Source organism: Elstera sp. (assembly GCF_044372965.1).
Taxonomy (GTDB): Bacteria; Pseudomonadota; Alphaproteobacteria; order Elsterales; family Elsteraceae; genus Elstera.
Map to the genome: position 1 here is coordinate 1 of NZ_JBILQX010000166.1, position 8,047 is coordinate 8,047.

General features: G+C 60.6%; 11 protein-coding genes and 1 tRNA gene. 7 read left to right on the top strand and 5 right to left on the bottom strand.

Annotated elements, in window-relative coordinates:
• Together ACIQ36_RS16255 and ACIQ36_RS16260 are read right to left on the bottom strand one after the other, a co-directional pair.
• Positions 1-327, bottom strand: a 327-nt coding sequence (locus ACIQ36_RS16255; RefSeq protein WP_395831218.1) for a di-heme oxidoredictase family protein, incomplete at its 3' end; no start/stop codon positions are given.
• 5 nt (positions 328-332) lie between these two features.
• Positions 333-1,655, bottom strand: a complete 1,323-nt coding sequence (locus tag ACIQ36_RS16260; RefSeq protein WP_395831220.1) for an imelysin family protein — start codon at positions 1,653-1,655, stop codon at positions 333-335.
• Positions 1,656-1,780: 125 nt separating this feature from the next.
• On the opposite strand from ACIQ36_RS16260, the gene ACIQ36_RS16265 reads away from it, so the two are divergent.
• From ACIQ36_RS16265 to ACIQ36_RS16280, 4 genes are all read left to right on the top strand, one after another.
• Positions 1,781-2,443 carry a Fe2+-dependent dioxygenase gene (locus ACIQ36_RS16265; RefSeq protein WP_395831222.1) on the top strand — a complete coding sequence of 221 codons (663 nt, stop codon included), beginning with the start codon at positions 1,781-1,783 and terminating at the stop codon, positions 2,441-2,443.
• Positions 2,444-2,519: 76 nt separating this feature from the next.
• Positions 2,520-2,594, top strand: a tRNA-Thr gene (locus tag ACIQ36_RS16270).
• A 21-nt stretch (positions 2,595-2,615) separates the two neighbouring features.
• Positions 2,616-3,224 carry an HAD family hydrolase gene (locus tag ACIQ36_RS16275; protein ID WP_395831224.1) on the top strand — a complete coding sequence of 203 codons (609 nt, stop codon included), beginning with the start codon at positions 2,616-2,618 and terminating at the stop codon, positions 3,222-3,224.
• A 4-nt stretch (positions 3,225-3,228) separates the two neighbouring features.
• A complete protein-coding gene (locus ACIQ36_RS16280) occupies positions 3,229-3,399 on the top strand; it encodes a DUF2256 domain-containing protein (RefSeq protein WP_395831226.1) in 171 nt (56 codons plus the stop codon).
• Here ACIQ36_RS16280 and ACIQ36_RS16285 read toward each other — a convergent pair whose 3' ends face one another.
• Entirely contained in the window at positions 3,400-4,212 is an 813-nt protein-coding gene (locus ACIQ36_RS16285) for an amidohydrolase family protein (RefSeq protein WP_395831228.1), read from the bottom strand.
• A gap of 121 nt (positions 4,213-4,333) precedes the next feature.
• On the opposite strand from ACIQ36_RS16285, the gene ACIQ36_RS16290 reads away from it, so the two are divergent.
• Together ACIQ36_RS16290 and ACIQ36_RS16295 are read left to right on the top strand one after the other, a co-directional pair.
• Entirely contained in the window at positions 4,334-5,302 is a 969-nt protein-coding gene (locus ACIQ36_RS16290; RefSeq protein ID WP_395831230.1) for a Bug family tripartite tricarboxylate transporter substrate binding protein, read from the top strand.
• Between the two features lie 16 nt (positions 5,303-5,318).
• On the top strand, positions 5,319-6,104 hold the full coding sequence (locus ACIQ36_RS16295; RefSeq protein WP_395831232.1) for a GntR family transcriptional regulator: 786 nt from the start codon (positions 5,319-5,321) through the stop codon (positions 6,102-6,104).
• A gap of 61 nt (positions 6,105-6,165) precedes the next feature.
• On the opposite strand, the gene ACIQ36_RS16300 is transcribed toward ACIQ36_RS16295, so the two are convergent.
• Entirely contained in the window at positions 6,166-6,438 is a 273-nt protein-coding gene (locus ACIQ36_RS16300) for a hypothetical protein (protein WP_395831234.1), read from the bottom strand.
• Between the two features lie 472 nt (positions 6,439-6,910).
• Positions 6,911-7,105 (bottom strand): hypothetical protein, encoded by a 195-nt coding sequence (locus ACIQ36_RS16305; protein WP_395831236.1) that lies wholly within the window; start codon positions 7,103-7,105, stop codon positions 6,911-6,913.
• Between the two features lie 225 nt (positions 7,106-7,330).
• Here ACIQ36_RS16305 and ACIQ36_RS16310 point away from each other — a divergent pair.
• A partial coding sequence (locus tag ACIQ36_RS16310; protein ID WP_395831238.1) for a 3-deoxy-7-phosphoheptulonate synthase occupies positions 7,331-8,047 on the top strand: 717 nt, incomplete at its 3' end.

An 8,047-nucleotide genomic window follows, 5' to 3' on the forward strand; every position in this document is an offset into this window, starting at 1 on the left:
CTGACCGCGCCCGTCGCGCAGATGGCAGGCCGAGCAGGAGACCCGGTTGAAGGTGGGGCCGAGCCCGTCGAACGTCACCGTCGAGGAGGGTGCAGCCACCCAATTGGTGTTGAACAGCCGATTGCCAAAAAAGAACTCGCGCTGGCGCTCGGCGGAGAGGCCCGCCATCGGCAGGGTGAAGGCCATTTTCGTTGCAATCGTCCGGCCCGTGGTGCCCGCAAGGTCGGGGCCGAGGGAGGTTTCTTCGGCGTGAAGAGGGGGCGCCGTCAGCAGCGCTCCCACCAGCATCAGGGCTGGGCCGATGGGTCCCCAGCTTTTCTGAGACATGAAGGTTACTCGGCTTTCGTTGCGGTGGGCACGATCACCAGAACGCCAACCGCAGCCCCGGCATCCTGAAGTTTGGCGGCCAAGGTGGTAAGATCCTTCACCAGCTTTTCTGCCGCGTTGCGTCCGGCGCTCCCCTTGGGCGAGGCCAGAACTTCCCGGTCGAAGGGGCGCGGCAGGGCTTCAGCGTCGGCTTCAACGGCGGCCAATGCCGCAAGAACCTGATTGTTAATCTCCGGCGCACGTTGGGCGACCAAAGCTTGCAGGCTCGCGCCCGCCGGGGTTGCCGCGCCGCCGCTATAGACTTCGCGGATGCCGCGAATATCGAACAGAAAATCCTGCCACGTCGTATCGGAGAAGCAGGAATGCTCGTCTTCCTGATCGCCCGAATCGAGCGCCACGGCGAGCCGTTCCGACATAAGCTCGTAGCCCGACAACGAGGCCATGCCCGCAAACATCCGCCCCAAAGCTTCCCGCGCGTCCAGCGCTTTGAAGAAGGAGGCATAATTGTCTTTTCCCGCCGGGTCCCAGGCTTTGGCGAGCCCGCCGAGATCATCAACCAGCATATCGGTGACAATCTTAAGATAGGCCCGGCGGCGGTCGTTATTGCCCTTGCCGGGGGCGTAATCCGAGGCTTTCCGATCCCCCGGCCCGGTTGCCGAGAGATCCTGACCCCAGAGCAGGAATTCAATCGCGTGCCAGCCGGTCGTGACATCGGCTTCGTCCGACACCTGATCGCGCTCCAGAATCGCGGCGCGGGTCACGGGCACTTTCCGGTCGTTGACGAGGCCAGCTTTCGGGTTGCCCTTCACGCCGTCGATAAAGGCCTCGTTCAGCGGCCAGGCGTTGATATGGCCTTCCGGCCCTTCCTCGTCGCCCTGGGGGGATTTCAGGTCGATAGGGCCGTCGTAAAAGCGGAAAGTCTCGGTCTTCAAATAGGGCACGCGCGCCGAAACCCAGGCGTTGCGGGCGTCGGCGAGGGTCATGGCCGTTGGGGATTTCAAAAACCGATCAATCGCGGCTTGCAGCCGCTGCGCGGCCTGATGGGCGTTGGTATAGCTATTGAAAACATGGGCGATATAGCCGCTCACTTGTGCCGAGGCATCGAAATTGAAAGCACTCGCATCGGTGGAGCCAAGTTTATAGGTGGCGGGACGCCCGCCGCCTTCACCACCGCCCTCGCCCCCTTCACCGCCCGCAGCCCCGGCCGCAAGCACTGCCGGGAGCGGGGATAGGAGAACCGATGCCGGATCGGTCAACACGCGCTCCCCTGCGGTGCTCGCCACCAAAAACGCGCCGATGCCGACCCAAAGTTTCGTTTTACCCTGCATAATCCCCGTGCCCCCTTCGGCCCGCGACAGGCCGACGCTTGCTTAAAACAGGCGGGAAGCATAAACACGAACGCGACGCATTCGCAAGGAAACTGCGAATTATTCGCACTGGAAGGTTTGACAGGATGCAGCTTTGTCTTGGGGAAATTCTGCCGCCCGAGCGGCTCGCCGCAATCGCTGCGGCCCTGGGCCGGGCGCGGTTCATCGACGGTAAAGCGACCGCTGGATGGAATGCGGCGGGAGTGAAGGCGAATCAGCAAGCCGAAGACCCGGCCTTAGCCCCGCTCGCAGCGGAAATCGAGGCGGCTTTACGCGCCCATCCCGTCTTTGCGCTGGCCGCCCGCCCGCGCCGCCTGCACCCAATGCTGTTCGCGCGCTATGAGCCAGGCATGACCTACGGCCCCCATGTGGACGATGCGCTGATGGGCGAGCCGCCTTTGCGCACCGATCTGGCGCTGACGCTGTTTCTGTCGGAGCCCGAAACTTATGACGGCGGCGAACTTTCCATCGATCATCCCGGCGGCGAACAGAGCTATAAGCTGCCTGCCGGGGCCGCCGTGCTCTATCCCGCGACCAGCCTGCATCAGGTCACGCCGGTCACGGGCGGCGTCCGCCTTGTTGCCGTCACTTGGATTCAAAGCTTGATCCGCGATCCAGGGCAGCGGGAAATCCTGTTCGATCTCGACACCGCCCGCAGGACGCTCTTCGCCCGTGAGGGCAAAAGCCGGGAGTTCGATCTTATGTCGAAATCCTTAACCAATCTGCTGCGGCTCTGGGCCGAGCCTTGAGGGTGTTGACCGGCGCAAACGGTGCGATTACAAAGGGCTCGTTTTTCGGGGGCTCGTTTTTCGGCCTTCGCCAAGCGCCGGCTTAGCACAGTGGTAGTGCAGCGGTTTTGTAAACCGAAGGTCGCGGGTTCAAATCCTGCAGCCGGCACCAATTTTCCGGAGCCCGAGCCCGATGCGCCCAACGACGATCCTTTTCGATTTCGGCGGCGTGTTGGTGGATTGGGACCGGGAATATCTCTTCCGCAAGCTTATCCCCGACGCAACCGAGCGCGCATATTTCCTAACGGAGATTTGCGATATGCGTTTTAACGAGCGCTTCGATTTAGGCGAGCCGCATCAGGCAATTGTCGACGATCACGCCCGCCGCTTCCCAGCCTATGACGCGCTCATTCGCGCCTATTATGCCCGCTGGGACGAGATGATCGGCGGCGGCCTCGCCGATGGGATTGCCCTGGTTGAAAGCCTGCATGCGGCGGGCCACACGCTTTATGGTCTCTCCAACTGGTCGGCGGAGTTTTTTGGGCGGACGCGGGTTAAATTCCCGGTCTTCGAGCGGTTCCGGCATATCGTTCTGTCAGGTGAAGTCCATTTGGTGAAGCCCGACCCGGCTATTTTCCACCATCTCTTCGCAGCCATCGACCGGAAGCCGGAAGAGCTGGTATTTCTGGACGATAATCCCGCCAATGTTGCCGCCGCGCGGGCTTTGGGGATCGAGACAATCCATTGGGTCGGCGCGGCTGATGCCATTCCCCGCCTCAAGGCCCTCGGATTCAGCTTCTAAGCCCATGGCCCATAAGAAGCTAACCCTGCCGAGTAAGATTTGTGTGGCCTGTCAGCGCCCCTTCGCCTGGCGCAAAAAATGGGAACGGGATTGGGAGCAGGTGCGCTATTGCTCCGACCGCTGCCGCAGCAAAGGCGCTACCAGCGACGATCCTGCCGCCGGTCGCAGTAAATAATCACCGAGCGAGACTCGCTGCCCCTGGAACGCCCAATAGGTTGATCGGGTTTTGCCAAAGAACCTTCTGCCGGTCATCGGGTCGGGGGACCCATTCTTCAAGCCATGCCAGCGTGTCTTGATAGGTATGGCAGCCTTCGAATTGCGTTGCGGGCCAGTCGCTCCCCCACAGGATTCGGTCGATGGGCACAGTATCGAGAATCGCGCGCGCGCAATGTACTGCGGCTCCCGTCTTTAGTCGGTAAGGCGCTGAGAACTTAAAGCAAATGCGGCTCGACTGCGCCGCCACCCGCAGCAGGCTTTCAAACCCCCCGCTTACGTCGCCCGGAGGGGTGCGCCCGAAGTGATCGATCACAAGTGTCGCCGGACACGCGACCAAGGATTTTTCAAGCGCACACCATTGTTCCCCTTCGGCCTGAATCTGCAAGATCATGCCCAGGCGCGCGAGTTCCCCAACGAGAAATGAATAGGGCGCAACGGCGAGATTGGGGGCCCTCTCGCCGATACAGTTGAGCCTAAGGCCAATAATTCCGGCCGCTTTGAGCCGCGCAAGCTCTTGGCCCGATATGTTCGGCTCAACAACCGCAATGCCCGAAAACCTGCCGTCACTCTCGGCGATTACCTGAAGAAGATAAGAATTATCGGTGCCGAGGAAACTCGGCTGAACGATCACCGCCGCCGATACGCCCGCAAGGGCCATTTCGCGGCGGAGGTGCGCCGGGAGTGCGTCGTAATCCAAATCATACCGCCGCTTCGATGCAAGCCCGTATTGACGGTCGAAGAGATGAACATGGGTATCGATGAGCGGCGTCATAAAGCGCAATCCGGATTGGGGGATTCGGCTTGCCAATTCAGCAAGACATCTATAGGACTATATCTATAAATATCAGGTCACATCAACGCAAGTGGCCAAACGAAAGAGGGGAGACGGTCACATGAAAAGGATAGCGGTCGCAGCAGCGACGCTTGCGCTCGCGGTATCGGGAGCCGCCGAGGTTTTCGCCCAGGAGTTTCCGACAAAGCCGATCACCTTGATCGTCACCTACCCGCCAGGGGGCGGGGCGGATTTGATGGCGCGCCTGATCGCACCAAAGATGGGCGAGACGTTAGGGCAATCCATCGTAGTGGAAAACAAGGGCGGGGCCGCAGGGCAGCTTGGGGCCACTTTTGTTGCGAATGCGAAGCCCGATGGGTACACGGTGATGGTCGATGCGGCGTCTTTCGTCATCAATCAGGCGCTGTATCCGCGCTTGCCCTATGATGCGGAGAAGGCCTTCATCCCTGTTGGCGTCCTCGCCGCCTTTCCCCATGTGATCGTCGTCACGCCCACCTATGAAGCTAAATCGGTCCTGGACTTGGTTGCCGCAGCCAAAGCCTCGCCAAACAGCATAAGCTATGCGTCGTCCGGAACCGGCTCCGCGCAACATCTTGCCGGTGCGGCGTTCACCCGCCAAACCCAAACGGAGATGGTGCACGTCCCCTATAAAGGGGGCGGTCCGGCCATGAATGACGTTATGGGCGGCCATATTCCCGTGTTTTTTGCGAATGCTGCCTCCAGCCTGTCGCACATCAAAAGCGGCAAACTCCGGGCGCTCGCCGTCGCGGATGGAAAAAGGATTGCCGCTTTGCCGGATGTTCCAGCCATGACCGAATTCGGTATATCAAGCGCTGCCGTGTATGAGTGGAACGGTATGTTCGTTCCGGCTGGAACCCCGAATGACGTGGTTGCGAAATTGGCGGATGCGCTGGGGAAAGCGCTCCAGAATCCCGAGTTAAAACAGCGTATTACCGATCTCGGCGGCGGCCTGGTTAGCGGCGGCCGCGACGGGGCCGTTAGCTTCATTGCCGAGCAGCGGGCTGTAACCGGTATGCTCATTCGGGATGGCAAAATCACACCCGACTGAGTAGAATATTACGACTATGGACCGCCAGCGTCAGCTTGAGAGCGTTATTTCCCAGGAAGCCCCCCCGCTTGAGGGCGACAAGAATCTGCCGATCTATCGGCGGCTTTGCCAAACGCTCAAATCACAGATCGTCGCCGGAGCCTTGAAACCCGGCGATGCTCTGCCTGCGGAAGCGGAACTAACGCGCCTCTACCAAATTGCCCTAGGAACGGTTCGCCGGGCCTTTGAGGCGCTCGCCGACGAGGGCTTGATCGAACGCCGCCACGGACATGGCACCTTTGTCCGTCGGCCGAAATTTGACCACGCGATGATGCGCTTTTTTCTGTTTCGGGATGCCTCCGGCTCGATGGCCGAGCCGGAGAGCAAGATTGTCTCGCGCACGATCGTCAAGCCGCCCCCCGCCCTATCAACGAAGCTTGCCCTGCCCGCCGACGCCGAGGTTATTCACCTTGTTCGGCATCGGCACTGGGAGAATGCCCGACGATTGCTTGAGGATATTTATGTGCCGGTCGATCTCTTCGCCAATCTTATGAAGCATACACCGGAAGACATCGGCCCGCTTCTTTACCCCGCCTACGAACACCTGTGCGGACAGGTGGTTTTCTCGATCGAGGAAGAACTCGCTATCGTTGATGCTGACGCAATCGATGCGGATTTGCTCGGCCTAGAAAAGCACGATCCGCTTATCAGCATCGAGCGCACCGCCCGCAATGCGGCGGGGCTTCCGATTGAATGCCGTATCTCCAGGGCCGAAGCCCGACGTTTCCGATATCGGCTGACGGTCAGCACCGCAAAAGACTGAGGCGTCAACAGATCGTCAAGGCCGGGTTCGATCCCTTCACCGCCCTGCGTGTTCCCTATGACTACCAGCGGCGATCATCCCGGCGGTCATCCCAACGGTCCCGGCGATGCTCCCGCCAGTCGCGGCGATTATGGTAAGGCCGCTCGCGGTAAATAATCACGGGGCGATACTCCGGGGCCGGACGATAGTAAACCGGCGGCGGGGGCGGCGGATAATAATAGCGTGGGCGCGGCGGCGGATCATAATAATAGCGATCATGCGCATAGGTCGCCCCGCCCGTCACACAGCCGGACAGCAGCACTAGAACGGCCAAGAGAGACAAACGTAGCGACATAATTTCCTCCAGCACAACAACATGACACTGATCTTAAGCCCTCAGACGTATCCGGACGCTGGCCGCCGTATGACAAATTGTTAAGGCGGCGCGGTGGGATCAATTTGGCTTGAACTCGTCCTTCCATCCCGGCGCGTGCCGAGCTTGCCCGTTCTGGGGAGGGGGTGGCGTTACCGCCGGACGCGGGACACTCGGGGGCGGCGTCACCACGGGACGGGGAGTGACGGCTGGCGGCGGCGAAGACGGACGGCGCGTGTGGCGATGGGATGGCTCATACCGCCGCGAATCGAAGGGGCGATAGGGCTCCGAATACGACGAAGATCGACTGTATCCGCTATAATACCCCCCCTGCCCAAGAGGGGCACAGCCCGCCAGTAGCGCGAGGGCGGCGAAGACTATCATCACTCGGGTCATAATATTCCCCTGGGTCCGGTAAAATGAAACATCAGACGCGCCGGCAGTCGCGTCCGGATCAATGGTGATGATAACGGGAGCGCGGCGGCCCGTGCCGATAGTGCGGCGGCGGTGGTCGGTAATAATGGCGATGGGCGGGGGCGCGCTCGACATAGACCGGGCCGGGCGAATAATGGGACCGGTACGGCCCATCGCGCACCACGCAGCCCGCAACGAGTAGCCCCAAAACCAAAACCGCGACTATTTTCCCCATGATGCCCTCCCCAACATGCTGATTGGCACCACTATAAAAGCTGGTAGCTCTCGCAGGGCTTGCGGCGGTATGACAAATCGTTAAGACAGGGAGAGCCGCGTCACTGATTACAGCCGAAACCATTGGCAGGACTGCAAAGTTTGAATTTCCGTTCCTATCGGAAACCTGTATTCTGAACGACCACTCTGGCGAATCAGAGGGAAACGGACGTAAGGAAAAGGGACAATGAGCGGGAAATGGACCCCCGAAAGCTGGCGCGCCAAGCCGGTGAAGCAAATGCCGACCTACCCGGATGCCGCCGAAGTGGCCTCGGTCGAAAGCACGCTGCGCAATTATCCGCCCTTGGTTTTTGCCGGGGAAGCGCGCCGTTTGCAGGCTCAGCTTGCTAAAGTCGCCGACGGGAAGGCATTTCTGCTCCAGGGCGGCGATTGCGCCGAAAGCTTTGCCGAGTTCCATCCCGATAACATCCGCGATACCTTCCGCGTGCTGCTGCAAATGGCGGTTATTCTGACTTTCGGGTCGGCCATGCCGGTGGTGAAAGTCGGGCGGCTTGCGGGCCAGTTCGCTAAGCCGCGTTCGGAAGATACCGAAACGCGCGATGGCATCGTGCTCCCCTCCTATCGGGGCGATGTGGTGAATGGTATCGAATTCACCGAAGAGGCCCGGATTCCCGATCCGAAGCGCCAGTTGCAAGCCTATAGCCAGTCGGCCGCCACGCTGAACCTGATCCGCGCCTTCGCCCAAGGGGGCTATGCCGATCTGCATCGTGTCCACGGCTGGACGCTGGGGTTCGTTGCGCGCTCGCCTGCAGGGGAAAAATATCAGGCTTTGGCCGACCGGATCGGCGAATGCCTGGCCTTTATGGAAGCCTGTGGGCTGACGTCGGATACCTCGCCGCAGATCCGCGAGACCGATGTTTTCACCAGCCATGAAGCGCTTCTG

Coding starts and splice junctions, on each gene's coding strand:
- ACIQ36_RS16260 (WP_395831220.1), bottom strand. CDS start 1,655: ATGCAGGGTAAAACGAAACTTTGGGTCGGCATCGGCGCGTTTTTGGTG.
- ACIQ36_RS16265 (WP_395831222.1), top strand. CDS start 1,781: ATGCAGCTTTGTCTTGGGGAAATTCTGCCGCCCGAGCGGCTCGCCGCA.
- ACIQ36_RS16275 (WP_395831224.1), top strand. CDS start 2,616: ATGCGCCCAACGACGATCCTTTTCGATTTCGGCGGCGTGTTGGTGGAT.
- ACIQ36_RS16280 (WP_395831226.1), top strand. CDS start 3,229: ATGGCCCATAAGAAGCTAACCCTGCCGAGTAAGATTTGTGTGGCCTGT.
- ACIQ36_RS16285 (WP_395831228.1), bottom strand. CDS start 4,212: ATGACGCCGCTCATCGATACCCATGTTCATCTCTTCGACCGTCAATAC.
- ACIQ36_RS16290 (WP_395831230.1), top strand. CDS start 4,334: ATGAAAAGGATAGCGGTCGCAGCAGCGACGCTTGCGCTCGCGGTATCG.
- ACIQ36_RS16295 (WP_395831232.1), top strand. CDS start 5,319: ATGGACCGCCAGCGTCAGCTTGAGAGCGTTATTTCCCAGGAAGCCCCC.
- ACIQ36_RS16300 (WP_395831234.1), bottom strand. CDS start 6,438: ATGTCGCTACGTTTGTCTCTCTTGGCCGTTCTAGTGCTGCTGTCCGGC.
- ACIQ36_RS16305 (WP_395831236.1), bottom strand. CDS start 7,105: ATGGGGAAAATAGTCGCGGTTTTGGTTTTGGGGCTACTCGTTGCGGGC.